Raw genomic sequence first — 18916 nt, 5'->3', positions numbered from 1 at the left:
AATCGGCTGCGGCATCGGTGCAAAGATGACCTTCCACCGGCACCTCCGCGGCGGATGACGATGCCGGTACCGGGCCAGCTTGACACGGCACCGGACGGCCCCCAATGTGCCGTCCTTAGGGGCTTCCGATCCAGACAACCACCGCTTCTGCGCGAGCAGCTGCCGGCGGCGCGCGTCCTGCGGACGTGGCGGTTCGGCTCAGGAAGAATGGAATACGCATCATCCAGGATGGAATCAGATGAAGAAGACCTGCCTTGCCGCATTCGTTCCGTTGTTGCTGCTGAGCGCCGGCGCTGCCGATGCTCAGTCCATTTCCAAGGGGTGGGCCGCCTACCGCGCCCAGCAGACTGCGCCCGCCGCTACAACGCCAGCGCAGCCGCCGGTGGCCGGTGAGACTGCGGCGCAGGTTACTCCTGCTTCGCCCATCGTCCCGACACCTGCAACGGCACCCGCACCGCAATGGGGCGGCCCGTCGTCCAGGCGCGAGCAGCCGCAGCATGGTTTCTTTGTCGGCGTGCAGGGTGGTGCTGGTTGGGTGTACGAGGACGTCGATCAGCGTGTGGTTTCCGCCAATGCGGGTTACCGCTGGCAGATAGAAGATTTCGCTCAGGTCGGTATCGAGCTTGGTGCAGGCAGGTTGCAGGAAACGCACTGGAAGGGCTATCTGGTGCCTGAGGTGAAGTTCACCAATATCGGCGCGAACGCGCGTTTCAGCTTCGGCAGAAATGGCGCCTGGTTCGGCACCGTGCGTGCGGGCTACTGGCGAGCCAAGTCGGATGACTACTGGGGCGAGGTCAGTACCGACGGTGCCTACGCAGGCTTGGGTGTTGGCGTAGACATCAGCCGTCACTTCAATCTGCAGCTGATGTACACCGGCTACCTGTACTCGGCTGAGTACAACTACGACGACGAAGTGTACGAGGTGAGGGGGGCCGACGTGGTCACCCTGGGGGCGGAAGTCCGCTTCTGATTGCTTGTGTGCCGGTCGTTGCAGGCCGGCTCACGGCTGCGCTTGATTAGCCGCTGTAGCGGCCGGATGCCGCCCACGGCTCCTTCTCCAAGCGCTGTGCCAGGTAGTCGATCAAGGCCTGTACCCGTGCCGGCCGATGCAGGCCGGGCGGGGTGATGATGCTCAACGCCAGCGGTTCGACCTTCCAGTCGTCCATGGCGGTCTGCAGGCGGCCGTCGCGTAGTTGTTCCCAGACCAGGAACTCCGGCTGCAAGGCCAGCCCAAGCCCGGCCTGCAGGGCGGCATCGAATATGTCGGCATTGTTGGCCTGCAGTTGGCGCGGCACGGTCTGCGCGAACTCGCCGTGGCGCGGGTGGCGGAAGCGCCATGTATTGCCGCCGCGGGTATAGCTGTATTGAAAACCGCGGTGCTGGACCAGATCACGCGGATGGGTGGGGCGGCCGTGCGCTTCGAAATACGCGGGCGACCCGACCAGCAGAATGCGTACCTGGCATAGCTGGCGCGCGCGCAGGCTGGAGTCGGCAAGCGTGGAAATGCGCAACGCCATGTCGAAGCGTTCGGCCACCAGGTCCACCATCTGATCACTGAGCTGGATATCCAGCTCCACGTCCGGGTGCGTCTGCATGAACTCCGGCAGCAACGGCGCCAGCCGCGACACGCCGAATGACATCGGTGCCGCCAGCCGGATCAGGCCGCGCAGCGCCGCCGAACGGTCGGCGACTTCGGCTTCGACCGCTTCGCCTTCGTCGAGGATGCGTACTGCTCGCGCCAAGGCCGCTTCACCCGCGGCGGTCAGCGACATGCGCCGCGAGGTGCGGTGGAACAGGCTGGTGCCGATGCGCGTCTCCAGCCGGGTGATGGCCTTGGAGACGGTGGCCTGCGACAGCTGCAGCTCCTCGGCGGCGCGGGCGAACGAGCCGGCTTCGGCGACCTTGGCGAAGATCGCCCAGGCTTCCAGGTCTGGCAGACGGTTCATGGCGACAGCTCGCAGGGCAGGGTGGGGCGATCATGTCATAAATGGAAATAATGCATTTCCATACTTTCTATTCTCGACATTGAGGGGCAGGCCTAGACTTGCCCCCATCGAAACCCCACTGCTTTCAGGAGAACGCCATGATTGAACGTCGCCCATTTGCCAGCCTCGGTGGAGCCAATCACGGTTGGCTCGATGCCAAGCACCACTTTTCCTTCGCCGAATACCAGGACAACAAGCGCATGAACTGGGGCGCGATGCGGGTCTGGAACGACGACATCATCCAGCCCGGCACCGGCTTCCCGGCGCACCCGCATGCCGAGATGGAAATCATCACCTATGTGCGCGAAGGCGCCATCACCCACAAGGACGACCAGGGCAACCAGGGCCGTACCGAGGCCGGCGATGTGCAGGTGATGAGTGCCGGTACCGGCATCCGCCACGCCGAGTACAACCTGGAGGCGGGTGTCACCAAGATATTCCAGATCTGGATCTTCCCGGACCAGCGCGGTGGCAAGCCGTCCTGGGGCAGCAAGCCCTTCCCCAAGGGCGAGCGCTCGGGCCGCTTCATCACGTTGGCCAGTGGCATGGAAGGTGACGACGATGCATTGCCGATCCGCGCCAACGCCCGCGTGCTGGGCGCCACGCTGAAGGCCGGCGAGAGCACCGAGTACCACTTCACCGATGCCAACCGTTACGGCTATCTGGTGCCGAACACCGGCAAGGTCGACGTCAGTGGCGTGGTGTTGGAAGCCCGCGATGGCGCTGCCATCACCGGCGAGACCAGCATCCGAATCACCGCGCTGGAGGATTCCGAGCTGGTGCTGGTGGATACCGCGGCGCTGCAGTAAGCAAAGCCGGGCACAGGCTTGTAGTGCTGCTCACTTCAGTCGAGCAGCATTGCCCGGGTTGCGAAGTTGGTGATGCAGCGGCTTCGCAATCCGGCATGGGTCAGCGTTTGTTTGTAGGAGCGGTGTAAGCCGCGAAGCTGACATTGTTGAGGTTCTTGGTATCTGTGCCATCTGCTGATGTACCTGCTTCGCGGCTGACGCCGCTCCTACAAAAGCCGGTGTGCGTGCCGTTGTAAGCAACGGCTTATACGTATTCAGTCGATCAGGTTCGCATCAACAACAAAGGGCACGGATATCCGCGCCCTTTGTCGTGTGCTGTCTGCATTACCCCGCCTTCTGATACAGCGTCACCACGCAGGCGCCGCCAAGACCAATATTGTGTTGCAGACCGATGCGGGCATTGTCTACTTGCCGCGCGTCGGCCTGGCCGCGTAGCTGCCATACCAACTCGGCGCATTGCGCCAGCCCGGTCGCGCCGAGTGGATGGCCTTTGGACAGCAGGCCGCCGGAAGGATTGACCACTACCTTGCCGCCGTAGGTGTTGTCGGCCTCGATGATGAAACGCTCGGCGTCGCCCTCCGCGCACAGTCCCAGTGCCTCATAGCTGAGCAGCTCGTTGCTGGTGAAGCAGTCATGCAGTTCCACTACCTGCACTTCGTCTGGACCGATGCCGGCGCTTTCATAGACCTGTGCGGCAGCACGTTGCGACATGCCGTAGCCAACCGTGTCGATCATCGAACTGGCAAAGCTGTCCGGGCCATCGGTAGTCATCGCCTGGGCGAGGATGCGCACGGCCTTGCCGAGCAGGCCATGGCGGCGCGCAAACGCCTCCGAGCACAGAATCGCGCCGGCCGCGCCGCAGGTGGGCGGGCAGCACTGGTAGCGTGTGAGTGGGTCGTAGACCAGCGGCGAAGCCATCACTTGCTCCAGTGTCAGCGGTTGCGCGAACAAGGCATACGGATTGTTGCAGGCATGCCTGCGCGCCTTCACCGCAATGCGGCCGAAGGTTTCGCGGGCGATGCCGTAGCGTTGCTGGTACTCGCGCCCGGCCGCGCCAAACAGCTGGGCGGCCAACGGCGCCGCGTTTTCGCCGTGCAGTTTGCTGAGCACTGCCTGATGCCGCTGCAACGGCGATTCGCGGTCATCGAACAATGTGCCAAGCGCACCAGGTCGCATCTGCTCGAAGCCCAGTGCCAACACGCATTCGGCCGCACCGGACTGGACAGCCTGTCGCGCCAGCCACAGTGCTGTCGATCCGGTGGAGCAGTTGTTGTTGACGTTGACCACGGGGATGCCGCTCAGGCCGAGCTCGTACACCGCGCGCTGGCCGCTGGTGGAATCGCCATAGACGTGGCCGACGTAAGCCTGCTGCACATCGGCGTAGTCGATACCGGCATCGGCCAAGGCCTTGCGGCCGGCGTCGGCAGCCATCAACGGATAGGGCGGGCTGGTCCCGGGTTTGCTGAAGGGGGTCATGCCCACACCCACCACCAAGGCGTATCCCTCCATCGCAATCATCCTCGCCCCAGTGGCAGGTTGTGAGCTGCGCTGATCATGCTCAGAACACCTTCATCAGTCGCACCTGGGTGATCAGCTTGTCCCTGAAGCCACCTTCGGTATTGAACTCGGTGCCGAGCATGCCGTTGACCTGGAAGCTCGGCGTGAACATGTGGCTGGCGAAGACTTTGACCACATCACCACGGGTTTTCTGCAGGTCGTAGACATCGTCCTTGAATGACTTGCCGCCGGTTACCGCGGAGTAACCGAACGACACCGAGGTGGCTGCCGACAACTGCCTGCGCAGGTAGGCCTGCGCCTGCCAGCTCGGGTCGACCGAGACTTCCACGCCGCGCTCGCGGTGATCCTTCTGCATGGCCACGTCCAGTGCGCCATCGAAGAACCAGCCGTTGCCGAAGCCATGGATCACGCCCAGCTGCGGCATGAAGGTGTAGGTGCCCGAACCCAGCCCGGGCTTGCCCAGGTCGTAGCTGCCGGTTGGCGTTGTCAGGTACCAGGTCACGCCAACCGTGGTGCCCTTGCTCGGCTCGGCAGGCGTGGCAAAGAAGGTGGTGAAACCCAGGGTCAGATCGCCCACGCCATCGTTGGCATCGGGCTTGGCGCCGCCGACCTTGAAGTTGTCCAGGCTGCCGAACGGCAGGAAGGCCTGGTAGGCCACCGGCATGTTGCCGATCTGGCTGTAGTGCAGCACGCGGGCGATGCCCAGGTTGGTATCCAGATGCGAGCTGGGAATCCTGCCGACCCCATCCAGCGAGAACTCGTTGCTGCTGGAATGACCGGCGTAGAACAGACCCAGCGTGGTGCCTTTTGGCAGCACCGTGTAGTCGCCGGGCATGATGTCGATCGCTGCGGCATTACCGGCGAACAAGAGGGCGGTGATGGCAACGGCAGTGGTGCGCTTGCTCAACATGTAAATCCTCCAGATCGGTGTACTGCGATGAATGCTCCATGCCGCGCCGGTATCACTCCGGTAGCGGTGCATGGGGCAGGGTGTCGGTGGCCAACAAGGCCGCACGGATTTCGGGTTTGACGATTTTTCCGACCTTGGACTTGGGCAGGACCGGCCACAGCTCGATCTGCTTGGGCGCCTTGACCCCACCCAGCTGTTGACGGGCAAAGGCAATGAGTTCTTCGGCACTGCTCTCGGCACCGTGGCGCAGTTCCACCACGGCAACGATGCGCTCGCCCCACTTGTCATCGGGCAGGCCGATCACCGCACAGTCCTGTACGGCAGGGTGCGCCTGCAGTACCTGCTCCACTTCGATCGAGTACACATTGAAGCCGCCGGTGATGATCATGTCCTTGGCGCGGTCGACGATGTACAGGAAGCCGGCGCTGTCCAGATAGCCGATGTCGCCGGTGTGATGCCAGCCGTGGCGTGCGGCCTCGGCACTGGCCTCGGGGTTGTTGTAATAGCCAGCCATCACCAACGAACCACGCACTACGATCTCGCCGCGGCTTCCGGTCGGCAGCAGCTGCCCGGCATCGTCCATCACCGCCACCTGGGTCAACGGTGCAGGCTGCCCGGCCGATGTCAGCCGCTGCAGGGCGATGCTGCCGTCGTCGTTGTAGTGATCACGCGGGGCCAGCGTCGACACCACCATCGGTGCTTCGGTCTGGCCGAAGAACTGTGCCATCGGGCCGATCCGTTGCAGTGCATCGGACAGGCGCTGCGGAGAGATCGGTGCGGCGCCATACCAGAAGCACTGCAGTGAGCCCAGGTCGGTGCTGTCCAGGGCCGGGTGGTCCAGCAGCATGTACAACGCGGTGGGCGGCAGCAGCGTATGGGTAACCCGGTGGCGTTCGATCAGCTGCAGGAACGCGCCGTAATCGGCATGGCCCATGATCACGATGCGCCCCCCCAAGGCCAGCATCGGCAGCGCGAATACCCCGGCGGAATGGGTGAGCGGTGCCAGCGCCAGATACACCGGCCTGCCGCTGAAGGGGTAACGCATCAAGACCGTGGCGGTCATCGCCTCCAGATTGCGTCCGGTCAGCATCACTCCCTTGGGTGTCCCGGTGGTGCCGCCGGTGCCGGGCAGCATCACCACATCGTCCAACGGCTCGCGTTGAAAGGGCGTGTCGTCGTGTGCGAACAACCACTGCTGCAGGGCAGGAGCGATATCCAGCTCGGCGTCGAGGCATATCACCGCGCGCAGCTTGGGCAGATCCGGCAGCATGGTCCGCACCATCGCTGCGTAGGTGCTGTGGAAAATCAGTGCGCTGCAGTCAAAGCCATCCAGCACCGCGCGGTTTTCACCCGCTTCATTGCGTGGATTGATCGGGCACCACACCGCGCCGCTACGCGAGATGCCGAATACGCAGCAGAACGCGAAGAGGTTGTTGCCCGACAGAATGGCCACCTTCTCGCCCGGAGCCACGCCGCTGGCCGCCAATGCGCGGCCGACGCGGTAGCTCAATGCCTGCACCTGCGCGTAGCTCAGCTCGGTGCCGTCCATGCTCAGGCAGGGCGCCTGTGCACCAAGCGAGGCGCCTTTGTCGAGGTAGTCAATCAGTCGCATCGTCGTGGTCCCTGCGCTCAGGCCTGCACGGTCAACAGCGGTGCCTGCACCAGCCCGAAGCTGCGCAGTGCGCCCAGCAACTCGTGGTGGCCAAATGCCTGGCAGGCCGACGCAAAGCCCACCCGCTTGGGCGGTTGCTGCAGCAGCCACGCCGCAGTGAAGGCCTGCAGCAACCCGGTCTGCTTGTAATTGCAGTTGCCATGGATCACGCAGTGCGCGCGCCCCAACGGACCGGAGGCATGCACCGAGTCCACCGATTTGTTGATGCGTGGGTTTTCACGGGGCGGCATGCTGTTCATCACCCCGGATGCGGTCTGCGCCAAGGCCGCGTAGCGCTGCTCCGGCGGCATGTCCTTGGTTGCTTCCAGGGCGGCTGCAACAATCTTTGGCACGCCCTGCATCAGTGGTTTGTTGAACACACCGCCAAGCACGCGCACATTGGCCACACGCGGGTCGCGGCGGAACCACACTGGGTGCGAGGTGCCACCCCATGGCAGGGCCAGTGCCGCTTCGTGCTGGCCTGGGATGCTCAGTTGGTACAGGCCTGCATCCGCCTCCCATTCGACGTACTGGTTCTGCTGCAGGTAGTAGGCCTTGGACATCGCCGCGTTGACCAGGATGGTCTGGGTGGAGGCGATGGTCGGGCTGCCACCCCAGAACACGGCGATATCCAAGGTATCCAACCCGGGTGTTTCCAGGCACAGCTGCGCGGCGATCTCGCCGGTTGTGTACATGTGCGCGATACCCGGCGATAGCAGCAGCCCGGCAGCGGCAAATCGCGCGCCCCAGTGTTCATCCAGATGGATCAGCCAGTCCTGCTCGCCGGTGGTATCGGCGTAATGGCAGCCGCTGGCCAGGCAGGCCTCCACCACCACATCGCCATAGCGGCTGAATGGGCCAACGGTGTTGAGTACTACCTTGGCACCGCGGAACAGCTCGGTCAGCGCGGCAACGTCGTGTTCGACGGCAACCACATCGTAATCGGCGGTTTCGATGCCGGCGACGTTGCACTGCATCGCAGCGTGCAGCTTGTCGGCGCTGCGACCGGCAGCGATGAAGGGGATACCGTATTCGCGCAGGTATTCGCAGATCAGGCGCCCGGTGTAACCGGACGCACCGTAGACCACCACGGGGCGCTTGTTGCTCATGGATTTCTCCTGTTCAAAAGTAAGATCGGGTCGGGCTTACATACCCATGCCGCCATCCACCGGCAGCCCCGCACCGGTGATGAAGCGCGCGCGCTGCGAGGACAGGAACACCACCGCTTCGGCGACTTCCTCCACCTCGGCCAAGCGCCCCAACGGGGTTTGTTCAATCACCGCACCGACCGCTGCCGGTACGTCTGCCGCCAGCCCGTTGCCGACGATGTCGTTGGCCAGCTGCAGGCCCATCTCGGTGGCGATCAGCCCCGGGTAGATGCAGTTCACCCGCACCCCGTAACCGAGCTTGCCGGCCTCCATCGCCGCGACCCGGGTCATCCGGTCCACCGCCGACTTGGTGGCGGAATAACCGGCAATGGCCGGGAAGGCGATGGTGGCGGCAACCGAGGCGATGTTGACCACCGAGCCGCCGTCACCGGCAATGCCGTCAGGACGCATCGCGCGGAACGCGTGCTTCATGCCCAGCGCGGTGCCGATGATGTTGACCTCGCACATGCGGCGCAGGCCAGCGGCGTCGATGTCGGCGATCAACGCGGTGACCTCGATGCCGGCGTTGTTGACCAGCAGGTCGAACCCGCCCAGCGTCGCCACCGTGGTTGCCACGGCGTGCTGCCACTGCCCGTCGTCGGCCACGTCCAGGTGCACGAAGCCCGCCTGTGCTCCTTCCTGCGCCAGCGCCGCCGCGGTGGCGCGGCCGGCCTCGTCGAGGATGTCTCCAATCATCACCGCCGCCCCGGCCTGTGCCAGTGCGGCGGCAATGGCCGCGCCGATGCCACGTGCACCCCCGGTAACCAGCGCCTTACGACCAACCAAGCTCTGCTCGCTCATGCTGTTCTCGCTCGATGTGCTGCGTTACGGCGCGGTCGGGATGGCCTGCGCCGGCATTCCTTGACACTCGTCAAACAAACTTTGGACGGATGTAAAGATATTTCTGGACAATTGTCATGCTGCGCCGCGCAATGGCAGAATCAGGCTCGAGTTCATGAATGGAAGTGCCGTGCCGTCCACGCCCCGTCGGTTGTCAAAATCCGCTGCTGCATCGCCGGCCAAATCGCCTGTGCGCAGGCAGCTGGCGGTGCCGGCCGACAAGTTCGCCGCGCGCCGCAGCGAGTTGGCCCAGGCCACGTTGTTGACCCTGGCGGATCTGGGTTATGCGCGCACCAGCCTGCGCGAGATCGCGCAGAACTCCGAGTACAGCCATGGCGTGCTGCACTATTACTTCACCGACAAACTGGACCTGATCAGCTGCAGCATCCGTGAGTACAAAGTGCATTGCGCCACGCGCTATGACGACGTGATTGCCAATGCGCGTTCGGTGGAGGAGCTTGCAAACGGCTTTCTTACCCGCCTTGGCGAGACCTTGCAGAACGATGCGAGGGTGCACAGCCTGTGGTACGACCTGCGCTCACAGGCCTTGTTTGAAGGCTTTCTGCGCGAAGATGTTGCAGAGATCGACCTGCTGTTGCAGGACATGGTCTGGCGGGTGGTGACGTGCTACGCCGCGTTCAACAAGAAGTCGCTGGCGGTGACGCCGGAAGTGGCCTATGCATTGATGGATGGCTTGTTCCAGCGGGCATTGTTGGAGCACGTCAGCGGCGATACTGATGCGGCGAAGAACCTGCAAATGCAGACCAAAAAGGTGATGCCGCTGCTTCTGGGTTAGGCCGTTGGCCTGGTCTGTTGCTATCGAAGAAGGCCGTTGCAACCGCGCTTCCTGACAGTTTCGTAATCTCCAGGTCAGGCCGATGACAGCTGGCCGCGCCTAGCCTGAGCACCTCTCCTGCAGGTGCCGGTCATGTCATTACTTCGTCGTTTTTCCCTCTCCGCTGCCGCCGTGCTGCTGGCTGGCGTCTTCATGTCGGCCGCTGCAATCGCGCATCCGCGTGTGCTGAGCTCCAGCCCTGCTGCCAACGCCGCCGTTGCCGCGCCTACCCAGATCGATGTGACCTTCAGCGAAGACTTGCTGGCACGCGGATCGCGCGCCGAGTTGTTCATGGGCCATGGCCGCCTGTGGATGAAGGTGGCAGCGGCGCCTGCGCAGGTACTTGCCGATGGCCGCACCCTGCGCACCGTGCCCAATGCAGCCTTGGTGCCGGGCAACTACCGCCTGCAGTGGCGCACGGTGGGATCGGACAGCCACCCGATGAGTGGCGAGATCGATTTCAGCGTCAAGTAAGCAGGCCGGATGATGTCGGAGTCCTTTGTCTACGCGCTGCGTTTCCTGTTGTATGTGGACCTGATGCTGCTGTTCGGCGTGCCGCTGTTCGCGCGCAGTCAGCGGTTGGCGCCGCTGCTGGGCTGGCGCAGTTGGGGCGTGCTGCTGGCGGTGGGTGGTCTGGTGATGGTGTTGCTGGACGCGACTCTGCGCGTTTCCACCTTGCTCGACATCGCGCCGGATGCACTGGGTGTAGATGATCTGGCCTGGTTCATCGGCGCCACCACCGCCGGTCGTGCCGCCTTGGTGCGCGGCGCGGTGCTGGCCTTGCTGCTGCTCCTGTTGCTGCCGCGGCGTCAGCACGCGCGCCAACTGCTGCCACAGACAGCATTGGCCGCCATCGCGCTGGCCAGCCTTGCCTGGAATGGTCATGCCGGCGCCGGCGACTACCTGCAGGGCTGGCCGCGGCTGTTGGCTGGCATCATCCACCTGCTTGCTGCCGGTGCATGGCTGGGCGCCATCGTGGCCTTGCTGAGCTTGCTACGGCGCAGCCAACAGCAGCCACAAGGTGAGCGCGCAGTGGCGTTGTTGGCCGGCCTGCGTGGCTTCGCGCTGCCTGGCACGGTCATCGTCGCGTTGCTGGCCGTTACCGGCAGCATCAGCTACATCGATCTGGGGGGTAGCATCGCCAGCCTTACCGGGACCACGCACGGGCGTTGGCTGTCGTTCAAGCTGCTGCTGGTGGCCGGCATGCTGCTGCTGGCAGCCTTGCACCGTTGGCGATTGGTGCCGGCTCTGGCCGCAGCACTGCAGACCAAGGCCGCCAACCCATTGCGGGCACTGCGCCGCAGCCTGTCGCTCGAAGCTGCGTTGGCGCTGCTGGTACTGGCATGTGTCGCCGTACTGGGTACGCTTGACCCCACCGCCTGAGCCAGCGCTGCTTCGAGGACCCGCAATGAAGTTGTTGATCGTCGAAGACGAACCCAAGACCGGCAGCTATCTGCGCCAAGGGCTCGAAGAGGCTGGGTATGTGGTGGACCTGGTCGCCGATGGCGTGGACGGGCTGCACCTTGCCAGCAGCGGCGACTATCAGCTGCTGATCCTGGATGTGATGTTGCCGGGCATGGACGGTTGGAGCGTGTTGGCGCGGCTGCGTGATGCAGGCAATCCGCTGCCGGTGCTGTTCCTGACCGCGCGCAGCAGCATCCCTGATCGCGTGCAAGGCCTGGAACTGGGCGCCGACGATTACCTGGTCAAACCCTTCGCCTTTGTCGAACTGCTGGCGCGGGTGCGTACCTTGTTGCGTCGCGGCCAGGTTCAGCCGCAGGCAGAGCGCATCGTCATCGCCGATCTGGTGGTGGATACCCTGCGCCGCCGCGTGCAGCGCGGCGAGCGCCGCATCCAACTCAGCCAAAAGGAGTACGCCTTGCTGGAACTGCTGGCGCGGCGCCGTGGTGAAGTGCTGCCGCGCTCGCTGATCGCATCGCAGGTGTGGGACATGAACTTCGACAGCGACACCAACGTCATCGATGTCGCGGTACGCCGGCTGCGCGCCAAGATCGACGACGATTTCGCCGACAAGCTCATCGTTACGGTGCGCGGCATGGGCTATGTGCTGGAAGCGCCAGCCGCCGGTGACGATGCGTGACGCGGCGCCGCTCCACCGTCTGGCGGTTGACCGCACTGCTGGCCACGATCAGTGTGTTGGTGATGGCGGTACTCGGCATCGCCATCGACCAGGCGGTGCGGCACAACTTCAATGCCCTGGACCACGCCGAGCTGGAGAACAAGGCGGCACTGATCAGCGATATGGCGGCGACCGTGCCGCCGCAGGAGCTCGGACAGCGCCTGGGTGAAGCTCTGGGTCATCATCCCGATATCGCCTTCTGGATTGGCGATGGCGACGGTAATGTTCTGTTCTCTACCGCGCCATCCACCTTGTTGGCCTATGCGCAGCAGCATTCACCGACGGCGCAGCTGCGGCAACAGCTGTGGCGCCTGCCGGATGGCAACCGCTTCATCGTTCTGCATCTGCGGCAGGTGCAACAGGGCCGCCCGTTGATCTTGTTGTTGGCGATTGACGGCGCCCGCCACGCGCCGTTCCTGCGAGGCTTCCACCAGCTGCTTGCGGCCTGCATTGTGTTGGCGGCGGTGGCCAGCAGCCTGCTCGGTGGCTACGTGGTGCGGCGCACGCTGCGGCCGCTGCAAAGCCTGGCCGATGAAGCCAAGCAGATCACCACCGAGCATCTCGACCGGCGCCTGTCAGTGGGCGCGGCACCGGCCGAGCTCGATCACCTCGCGCAGACCTTGAACAGCATGCTGGCGCGGCTACAGAACGATTTCGTGCGTCTGTCCGAATTCTCCGCAGACCTCAGCCATGAGTTGCGCACGCCGATCACCAACCTGCTTACCCAGGTGCACGTGGTGCTGGCGCAGCCGCGCGACAACGTCGCCTATCGCGATGCCTTGGGTTCCTGCGCCGAGGAGATGCAGCGGCTGTCGCGCATCGTTGCGGACATGCTGTATCTGGCCCAGGCCGAAGCAGTGGACGCGTTGCCAACCCGCGAGCGCGTAGCGCTGGGCAGCCTGGTGGATGCCTTGCTGGAGTTCTATGGTTTGTTGGCTGAAGACAAACAAGTGCAGCTGCAGCGCGACGGTGATGTCGATCTGCAGGGCAATCGTTTGATGATCCATCGTGCCGTTGCCAACCTGCTTTCCAACGCCATCCAGCATTGCCCGCCTGGCGGCGTGGTTCAGATACGTATCCGCAGCAACGATGGGCGCTGCAATATCGAAGTCCGCAATCCAGGTGCGCCGATTCCTGCCGAGGTATTGCCGCGACTGTTCGACCGCTTCTATCGCGCGGATCGTTCGCGCGGGCGTGGCCATGGTGAGGGTGCAGGCTTGGGTTTGGCGATCACCCGCGCCATCGCCCAGGCGCATGGCGGGCAGGTGCAGGTGGTTTCCACAGTACAAGGCACGGTGTTCAGTCTGCAGCTGCCGCTGGCATGAACGGCGCGCGTTGAAGCGCTAGGTCTTTTTGCGTTTGCCTGTGCTCGCGCGCGGCGGCTTGCGGCTGCCGGAAGCGCGGCCGGTGTTGCTTTGCGGACTGCTGGCGCCTAGTTGCTCCATCCAGGTAAGCACGTCCACGTAGGCGATGAAGTGCTGCAGGTACTCCGGCGACAGCTCCTGCATCAGCGCCATCGCGCGATAGGTGAGCACACTGGAGTTCAATGGACCGGCATCTTCTGGCAGCGAATCCAGACACTGCCGCAACAGGCTGTCGATGCGGATGCGGCTCCATAGCTGCTGGAATTCATCCAGTGCCGGCATCAACACTGCTTCGGTGCTATCGCCAGTGTCGCTGTCGCCAATTGCTGCGTTGGCGGTGCTCAGCGGCAACTGGTACTGCAGGGGATCTGCTTCCAGCTGCTGCAGCAATGACTGCAAAGGGCTTTCAGCGCAGGTATCTGCGGCAGGCTCCTTAACTTCGACGGCAACAAGCTGCGCATATGCGTCGGTCAATTGCGACAAGCGTGCATCCAACTGCGCGCGCGCGCTGCCCGCGTAGCGCTGTGCGCGCTGCGCCAGCGCCGCGATCAGCTCGAAACGTGGCGGATCGAAACGATCCGCGCCGCTTTCGCGCCATGCCTGCAGCTGTGCGAGTGCTGCCGAATCAGCGGGCATCATTGCGCGGCATCGGCCTTGTCGACCTGCTTGGGACGCGGGATCGGCGCGATCTCGACGCGGCGGTTCTTGGCGCGGCCCGCTTCGTCATCGTTGCTGCTGACCGGCTGCTCGGCACCGAATGCCGCAGCGAATACCGACTGCGACGGCACGCCATCGGCGATCAGGGTACGGGTGACGGTAAGTGCACGTGCAGCCGACAACTCCAGGTTATCGGCGAAGCGGCCATGGACCACGCGCACTGGCTGGTTGTCGGTGAAGCCGCTGACCATCAGGATCTCCTCGCGTGCGCCCAGATAGTCCCGCAATGGCGCGGCGATACTCTGCAGCAGCTCACGGCCTTCCGGCTGCAGCTGGTCGGAGTTGAGCGCGAACAACACGCTGCCGCTGATGCCGATGCGGCCGTTGATCACGGTGACGCGGCCGGCCGCCAGCGGTGCAGCCAAGGCCTGTTCCAAGGTCTTCAGCTTGGCGGTCTGCTCCTGGCGTTGCTTGACCTCTTCATCCAGCCGGTTGTGCAGCAACAGCTGGATGCCGATCACGCTGGCCAGGATCAGCACGAAGGCACCGAGCAGCACCGACATCAGGTCGCCGAACGCCGCCCAGGTGGTGGCGCTGGATTCGGCGTCGAATTCGATTTCGTCGCTCATCGCGCTCAGGCTCCAGCGTTGTCGCGGGCTTCGGCCAGCTGCTGCAGTTCGCCGATGATCTGCTTCTGCGAGAGCATGCTCAGGTCCACCACTTCGCGCGCCTGCGCGACGTAGTAAGCCAGCTGCTCATCGCTGCGCGCCAGCGACTTGTCCAACGCGCTTTCGATCAGCTGCAGGCGTTCGTTCAAGGCCGCGGTGGACTGGCCGAACAGCTGCACCGCACTGCCGAAGGCATCGCCCAGGCTGGCCATCTCCACCGCGCTGGCAGTGACGTTGGCGGCGGCGTGGTCGAGCTTGCTGGTCTCGCTTTCGAGCTGGGTGCTGAAGCGGCTGCCGACGCGTTCGAGCAGATCGGCCGAGGTGCTGACCAGTGCGTCGACCGCGCTGCGCTGTTCGGTCGATGCGTGGGTAACCGCGCCAAGCAGGGTTTCCAGCGTCGACAGCAGGTGGCTGCGTTCTTCCAGCATGGCGGTGTCGCGGACCATGCTGTCGGACAGCTTCTGGCGCAACTCGGCCACCACTTCGGCGGCGGCACGCGGTGCTTCCGAAGCGCTCTGCACCAGACGCGAGATCTCGGCGATGGTGTCGCGGGCCTGCGTCTGCTGTTGTTCGCTCATGCTCTGGGTGGTCTGCGCCAGGCTGTCGCAGATCTGCTGCTGACGCTGGGCGACTGCTTCGCCATTGCGCTGCCAACTGCTGTCCAGTGTGGCAACCATCGCCGTGAGTGCCTGCGACCACTGACCCAGACGCTGTTCATCGCGCTCGGCGAAGGCGCTCTGCAGCTCTCCATGCGATTGCTGCAGCGAAGACAACAACGACTGTGCGTGTTGCTCGAATGCGGACGACGCGCTAAGCAAAGCCTGCTCATTACGCTGTGCCAGTTGGTCGTGCGTGCTGTGCTGCTTTGCCAGTGCATCGCGCCACGCCTCGGCGGTGCGGCCGACGTTGTCTTCCATGCGCGCGGCGACGCCATCAATCAGGCTGTTGGAACGCTGCTCGAAGGTGCTGCTGAACTGTGCCAGCGCCTGCTGCAGCTGTTCGTTGAGCGCGCTGTTGCTGCGCTGCTGTGCGTCCAGTGCATTGCTCCAGCTGCTGCCGGCAGTTGCGGCCGCACTTTGCACGGCGGCATTGATGCCGTCGAGCTGCTTGTGCACGGCGCTGTCGATGCTGGCGTGCAGGGCGTTGGATTTGTCAGCCAGGCCGGCCATGGTTGCATCAACCACTGGCTGCAGTGCGGCGCCAACGGCATTCGCCTGCTGGCTGATGCCGGCCTGCATCGATTGCTGCAGCGATGCAGCCAGCTGCGTGTAGGCCGCTTCGGTGCGCTGGTGGAACTCCTGCTGGCTGGCCTGCAGGCGTTCGTTGTTGCTCTGATGCTGCTGCTCAAGGCTGCTCATCATCGACTGCAGACGCTCGACCAGGGTCGGCATCAGCGCGTTCTGTTCCTGCAGCAGGCGGAAGGTTTCGCCGCGCTGGAAACGCTGCGAGTGCGTGTGCAGCTGGCTGGCGATGCTGGCATCCAGTTCCTGCACGGTCTGCGCGCGCTCACGACGCAGCAGCGCCGACAGCAGGCCGAGTGCGGCCGAGCTGGCAACACCGGCAATCGAGGTGCCGAAGGCGAAACCCAAACCCTTGACCGGTGCGGCCAGCGAGCTGCGGATCGCATCCAGGTCGGTCGCGCTTTCCAGCGCCAGACCGGTGCCGCGCAGGGTCGCCATCATGCCGAGCAGGGTGCCGAGCATGCCCAGCAACACCAGCAGGCCGACCAGATAGGGGGTCAACGCAGGTGCGGGCAGGCCGACGCGTTCGCCCTGCACACGCAGGCGCACCGGACCGCGCAGGCCCGGCTGCAGACGGCTGAGCCAGCCGTCGAGGTTGTCTGCCGCTTCGCCGATGGCCGGCAAGGCCTGCTGCAGGGTGCTGGTGGCCTGGCGGTAGCGGAACAGTTCCACCGCGCCGGCCAGATAGCAGGCGGCGATGATTGCGGCGACCACGGCGGCCAGCGGATGGGTGCCGGCATAGCCCACACCGATCCAGCACACGGCCAGCAGGCCAACAAGGAAGACAACGACAGCAACGAGGTTTCTGGACATGAGGTACGGATTACCGGGTGCGTAGCGCTGCGAGCAGGCCATCGATGGGGTGGAAGCGGACATCCAGTTCGGCCAGCAGCGCGATGCGCAGGTCTTGCCGGAACGTGACCAGCCAGGGGCCGGTGGGTGCCGCGGTGGTATCCGATGCGGTTGCATCGGCGGGGTCATGCGCGGCTGCAGCGAGCAGCCGTTGGTAGTGCAGGCCGAGCAGCGCCGGCACATGGGAAAGCAGGCTGTGTTCGCGCGGGCTGAGGGTGGCTTCCATCACCGCGTCGACTTCGGCCAGGCGCGCCTTGGCCGGGGATTGCCGCGCCAGCATGTCACGCAGGCGGCCGCGCAGGCGACCGCTGGCGGTCTGCATGGCGCGTTGCTGGTTCAGGTAATGCTGGCGGTAGGGAGCGAAGCCGGGTGGCAACTCGGCGTCGGCAGGTGGCGGGTTGCGTGGCGGGCTGAGGTCGATCTCGGCCTGGATGGCCTCCACCAGCTTGATCCGCGCATTGGCGTATTCAGCATCTTGCGCCGGCGCGTAGGCGGCACCGGGTTCGGGCTCCGGCGGCGGGTTGTCCAGCGCCTTGGACAGGATGATGGCACGGTTCCAGTCGAACCACTGCGCCAGCCGCTCCGGCACCGCAGGCGCCGTAGGGGATGCTCCCTCGTCATTGAAGCGGGCCAGCAGGCGAATGAACGCCGGGCCCAGAACGGGCGCCCGTTCGGATGCTTTCGCCATGGTCCTGACTAAAAATTGGTCATTTTACATGCTGGCGCAAACTGCGCCCTCGCCCGGAGGTTCAGGGCCGGGGACCCTGTCGGCGCCTGCGCCCGGACGGGCTCTCTGTGGGAGCGGTGTAAGCCGCGAAGCACACACATCACCAGATTGCACCAGCGCCAATGGCTCCCGCGAGGCTTGCTTCACGGCTTGCACCACTCCCACAAGAGAGCCGAGGCCCGATAACAAGCGCGCCGTAGCCCGGCTCAGCGTGCATGGCGCTTGAGCAGTTCCAGCAGCAGCTCGGCCTCGGCCGCGCGCTTGGCCGGGTCCGCTTCGGCGACGACGTGGTCACTCAGATGACCGGCCATCACTTCCAGCATCAGCCCGTGCATGGCGCCTTTGGCCGCGGCGATCTGCACCAGCACAGCGTCGCAGTCATCACCGCTCTCCAGTGCCTGTTCCAGTGCAGCCACCTGGCCGGCGATGCGCCGCACCCGGGTCAGCAGCTTTTTCTTGTCGCGTTGGATGTGAGCCATGGGCCACATCATATACCCCATGGGGGTATATGATCACGCCGACTTCCCGCCCCGCAGAGCTTCCATGCAACTCGCCGCACTCGCCCAGTCCCGCCGCCACAGCCACGCTTTCAGCGAAGGCAATCCGATGGCGGAGAAGAACACCCGCCGCGCCATGGTGCTGACCATCGTGATGATGGTGGTGGAGATCGCCGGTGGCTGGTGGTTCAACTCGATGGCGGTGCTGGCCGATGGCTGGCATATGAGCTCGCACGCTTTGGCGCTTGGCTTGGCGGCGTTCGCCTATGCCTGTGCACGGCGCTACCGCGATGATCCGCGCTTTGCCTTCGGTACCTGGAAGATCGAGATACTGGCCGGCTACACCAGCGCGATCCTGTTGCTGGGGGTGGCCGCGATCATGGCCTTCGAGTCCATCCTGCGCGTGTTCAAGCCCAGCCCGATTCATTACCAACAGGCCATTGCGATCGCGGTGGTTGGGCTGGCGGTGAACCTGCTGTGTGCGTGGTGGCTGCGCGATCAACATCATCATCATGGTCACGATCATGGGCATGACCACCACACGCATGGCGATCACCACCATCACCACCACGATCTGAACCAACGCTCGGCCTACCTGCATGTGCTGGCGGACGCGGCAACTTCGGTGCTGGCGATCATCGCCCTGCTCGGTGGCCTGTACTTCGGCGCCTCATGGCTGGACCCGCTGATGGGCATCGTTGGTGCGGTATTGGTGTCGGTCTGGGCCTGGGGCTTGATCAAGCAGACCAGCGGCGTGCTGCTGGATGCGGAAATGGATGCACCGGTGGTGGCCGAGATTCGCGAAGCGGTGGAGCAGGGTGAAGTGCCTGCCCACATCAGTGACCTGCACGTGTGGCAGGTCGGCCGTGGCCGCTATGCCTGCGCTATGGAAGTGGTGACCGAAACGGTGGTAGCGGCGGAGGTATTCCATCGCGCCTTGGCGATCCACGAAGAGATCGTGCATGTGACGGTGGAGGTGCGTAGTGGGGGGCGCGCCGGGGGGCCCCCAGCGGCGGGCGCACAACCAACATAAACACGGAACAGCCCGCGGCGCCGACACGCGCCTAGACAGTG

General features: G+C 64.5%; 19 protein-coding genes. 8 read left to right on the top strand and 11 right to left on the bottom strand.

The window, feature by feature from the left end; all coding sequences use genetic code 11:
• The first annotated feature begins 238 nt into the window (after positions 1-238).
• Entirely contained in the window at positions 239-970 is a 732-nt protein-coding gene (locus ACVOMB_RS14650; RefSeq protein WP_481531855.1) for an outer membrane beta-barrel protein, read from the top strand.
• Between the two features lie 46 nt (positions 971-1016).
• On the opposite strand, the gene ACVOMB_RS14645 is transcribed toward ACVOMB_RS14650, so the two are convergent.
• A complete protein-coding gene (locus tag ACVOMB_RS14645) occupies positions 1017-1946 on the bottom strand; it encodes a LysR family transcriptional regulator (RefSeq protein ID WP_481531854.1) in 930 nt (309 codons plus the stop codon).
• A gap of 137 nt (positions 1947-2083) precedes the next feature.
• On the opposite strand from ACVOMB_RS14645, the gene ACVOMB_RS14640 reads away from it, so the two are divergent.
• Positions 2084-2794 (top strand): pirin family protein, encoded by a 711-nt coding sequence (locus ACVOMB_RS14640; RefSeq protein WP_481531853.1) that lies wholly within the window; start codon positions 2084-2086, stop codon positions 2792-2794.
• A gap of 324 nt (positions 2795-3118) precedes the next feature.
• Here ACVOMB_RS14640 and ACVOMB_RS14635 read toward each other — a convergent pair whose 3' ends face one another.
• From ACVOMB_RS14635 to ACVOMB_RS14615, 5 genes are read right to left on the bottom strand one after another with little or no spacing between them, the layout of a single operon-like run.
• A complete protein-coding gene (locus tag ACVOMB_RS14635) occupies positions 3119-4303 on the bottom strand; it encodes a lipid-transfer protein (RefSeq protein ID WP_481531852.1) in 1185 nt (394 codons plus the stop codon).
• A gap of 49 nt (positions 4304-4352) precedes the next feature.
• The gene (locus tag ACVOMB_RS14630) at positions 4353-5222 is read right to left on the bottom strand and encodes a transporter (protein ID WP_481531851.1); all 870 of its coding nucleotides are present in this window, start codon (positions 5220-5222) and stop codon (positions 4353-4355) included.
• Between the two features lie 52 nt (positions 5223-5274).
• Entirely contained in the window at positions 5275-6834 is a 1560-nt protein-coding gene (locus ACVOMB_RS14625) for an AMP-binding protein (RefSeq protein WP_481531850.1), read from the bottom strand.
• A 17-nt stretch (positions 6835-6851) separates the two neighbouring features.
• Entirely contained in the window at positions 6852-7982 is a 1131-nt protein-coding gene (locus ACVOMB_RS14620) for a DUF5938 domain-containing protein (protein ID WP_481531849.1), read from the bottom strand.
• A 36-nt stretch (positions 7983-8018) separates the two neighbouring features.
• The gene (locus ACVOMB_RS14615; protein ID WP_481531848.1) at positions 8019-8822 is read right to left on the bottom strand and encodes an SDR family NAD(P)-dependent oxidoreductase; all 804 of its coding nucleotides are present in this window, start codon (positions 8820-8822) and stop codon (positions 8019-8021) included.
• 154 nt (positions 8823-8976) lie between these two features.
• On the opposite strand from ACVOMB_RS14615, the gene ACVOMB_RS14610 reads away from it, so the two are divergent.
• The 5 genes from ACVOMB_RS14610 to ACVOMB_RS14590 all read left to right on the top strand — a co-directional run bounded on the left by ACVOMB_RS14610 (position 8977) and on the right by ACVOMB_RS14590 (position 13161).
• Positions 8977-9657: a TetR/AcrR family transcriptional regulator gene (locus ACVOMB_RS14610; protein ID WP_481531847.1), complete on the top strand. Its 681-nt coding sequence runs from the start codon at positions 8977-8979 to the stop codon at positions 9655-9657.
• A 132-nt stretch (positions 9658-9789) separates the two neighbouring features.
• Positions 9790-10170, top strand: a complete 381-nt coding sequence (gene copC, locus ACVOMB_RS14605) for a copper homeostasis periplasmic binding protein CopC (RefSeq protein WP_481531846.1) — start codon at positions 9790-9792, stop codon at positions 10168-10170.
• 12 nt (positions 10171-10182) lie between these two features.
• Positions 10183-11079 carry a copper homeostasis membrane protein CopD gene (copD, locus tag ACVOMB_RS14600; protein WP_481531845.1) on the top strand — a complete coding sequence of 299 codons (897 nt, stop codon included), beginning with the start codon at positions 10183-10185 and terminating at the stop codon, positions 11077-11079.
• 25 nt (positions 11080-11104) lie between these two features.
• Complete coding sequence (locus ACVOMB_RS14595; protein WP_481531844.1) at positions 11105-11797, top strand: heavy metal response regulator transcription factor; 693 nt, start codon at positions 11105-11107, stop codon at positions 11795-11797.
• Positions 11794-13161, top strand: a complete 1368-nt coding sequence (locus ACVOMB_RS14590; protein ID WP_481531843.1) for a heavy metal sensor histidine kinase — start codon at positions 11794-11796, stop codon at positions 13159-13161. Before ACVOMB_RS14595 ends, ACVOMB_RS14590 begins: the two co-directional genes overlap by 4 nt.
• 18 nt (positions 13162-13179) lie before the next feature.
• On the opposite strand, the gene ACVOMB_RS14585 is transcribed toward ACVOMB_RS14590, so the two are convergent.
• The 5 genes from ACVOMB_RS14585 to ACVOMB_RS14565 all read right to left on the bottom strand — a co-directional run bounded on the left by ACVOMB_RS14585 (position 13180) and on the right by ACVOMB_RS14565 (position 17824).
• Complete coding sequence (locus ACVOMB_RS14585) at positions 13180-13839, bottom strand: DUF2894 domain-containing protein (protein ID WP_481531842.1); 660 nt, start codon at positions 13837-13839, stop codon at positions 13180-13182.
• On the bottom strand, positions 13836-14486 hold the full coding sequence (locus ACVOMB_RS14580; protein ID WP_481531841.1) for an OmpA family protein: 651 nt from the start codon (positions 14484-14486) through the stop codon (positions 13836-13838). Before ACVOMB_RS14580 ends, ACVOMB_RS14585 begins: the two co-directional genes overlap by 4 nt.
• Positions 14487-14491: 5 nt before the next feature.
• Positions 14492-16579: a DUF802 domain-containing protein gene (locus ACVOMB_RS14575; protein ID WP_481531840.1), complete on the bottom strand. Its 2088-nt coding sequence runs from the start codon at positions 16577-16579 to the stop codon at positions 14492-14494.
• Positions 16580-16589: 10 nt separating this feature from the next.
• Complete coding sequence (locus ACVOMB_RS14570; protein WP_481531839.1) at positions 16590-17306, bottom strand: DUF3348 domain-containing protein; 717 nt, start codon at positions 17304-17306, stop codon at positions 16590-16592.
• Positions 17307-17551: 245 nt separating this feature from the next.
• Entirely contained in the window at positions 17552-17824 is a 273-nt protein-coding gene (locus tag ACVOMB_RS14565) for a metal/formaldehyde-sensitive transcriptional repressor (protein ID WP_481531838.1), read from the bottom strand.
• 64 nt (positions 17825-17888) lie between these two features.
• On the opposite strand from ACVOMB_RS14565, the gene dmeF reads away from it, so the two are divergent.
• A complete protein-coding gene (gene dmeF / locus ACVOMB_RS14560) occupies positions 17889-18875 on the top strand; it encodes a CDF family Co(II)/Ni(II) efflux transporter DmeF (RefSeq protein WP_481531837.1) in 987 nt (328 codons plus the stop codon).
• Positions 18876-18916: the final 41 nt, after the last annotated feature.

This window comes from Stenotrophomonas sp. STEN018 (assembly GCF_056760235.1).
Note: the sequence above shows the minus strand (reverse complement) of the source record. Positions and strands in the feature narration are given on the sequence as shown.

Bases quoted from the DNA above. Each gene is read 5' to 3' on its own strand.
- ACVOMB_RS14650 (WP_481531855.1), top strand. From the start codon at position 239: ATGAAGAAGACCTGCCTTGCCGCATTCGTTCCGTTGTTGCTGCTGAGC.
- ACVOMB_RS14645 (WP_481531854.1), bottom strand. From the start codon at position 1,946: ATGAACCGTCTGCCAGACCTGGAAGCCTGGGCGATCTTCGCCAAGGTC.
- ACVOMB_RS14640 (WP_481531853.1), top strand. From the start codon at position 2,084: ATGATTGAACGTCGCCCATTTGCCAGCCTCGGTGGAGCCAATCACGGT.
- ACVOMB_RS14635 (WP_481531852.1), bottom strand. From the start codon at position 4,303: ATGGAGGGATACGCCTTGGTGGTGGGTGTGGGCATGACCCCCTTCAGC.
- ACVOMB_RS14630 (WP_481531851.1), bottom strand. From the start codon at position 5,222: ATGTTGAGCAAGCGCACCACTGCCGTTGCCATCACCGCCCTCTTGTTC.
- ACVOMB_RS14625 (WP_481531850.1), bottom strand. From the start codon at position 6,834: ATGCGACTGATTGACTACCTCGACAAAGGCGCCTCGCTTGGTGCACAG.
- ACVOMB_RS14620 (WP_481531849.1), bottom strand. From the start codon at position 7,982: ATGAGCAACAAGCGCCCCGTGGTGGTCTACGGTGCGTCCGGTTACACC.
- ACVOMB_RS14615 (WP_481531848.1), bottom strand. From the start codon at position 8,822: ATGAGCGAGCAGAGCTTGGTTGGTCGTAAGGCGCTGGTTACCGGGGGT.
- ACVOMB_RS14610 (WP_481531847.1), top strand. From the start codon at position 8,977: ATGAATGGAAGTGCCGTGCCGTCCACGCCCCGTCGGTTGTCAAAATCC.
- copC (WP_481531846.1), top strand. From the start codon at position 9,790: ATGTCATTACTTCGTCGTTTTTCCCTCTCCGCTGCCGCCGTGCTGCTG.
- copD (WP_481531845.1), top strand. From the start codon at position 10,183: ATGTCGGAGTCCTTTGTCTACGCGCTGCGTTTCCTGTTGTATGTGGAC.
- ACVOMB_RS14595 (WP_481531844.1), top strand. From the start codon at position 11,105: ATGAAGTTGTTGATCGTCGAAGACGAACCCAAGACCGGCAGCTATCTG.
- ACVOMB_RS14585 (WP_481531842.1), bottom strand. From the start codon at position 13,839: ATGATGCCCGCTGATTCGGCAGCACTCGCACAGCTGCAGGCATGGCGC.
- ACVOMB_RS14580 (WP_481531841.1), bottom strand. From the start codon at position 14,486: ATGAGCGACGAAATCGAATTCGACGCCGAATCCAGCGCCACCACCTGG.
- ACVOMB_RS14575 (WP_481531840.1), bottom strand. From the start codon at position 16,579: ATGTCCAGAAACCTCGTTGCTGTCGTTGTCTTCCTTGTTGGCCTGCTG.
- ACVOMB_RS14570 (WP_481531839.1), bottom strand. From the start codon at position 17,306: ATGGCGAAAGCATCCGAACGGGCGCCCGTTCTGGGCCCGGCGTTCATT.
- ACVOMB_RS14565 (WP_481531838.1), bottom strand. From the start codon at position 17,824: ATGGCTCACATCCAACGCGACAAGAAAAAGCTGCTGACCCGGGTGCGG.
- dmeF (WP_481531837.1), top strand. From the start codon at position 17,889: ATGCAACTCGCCGCACTCGCCCAGTCCCGCCGCCACAGCCACGCTTTC.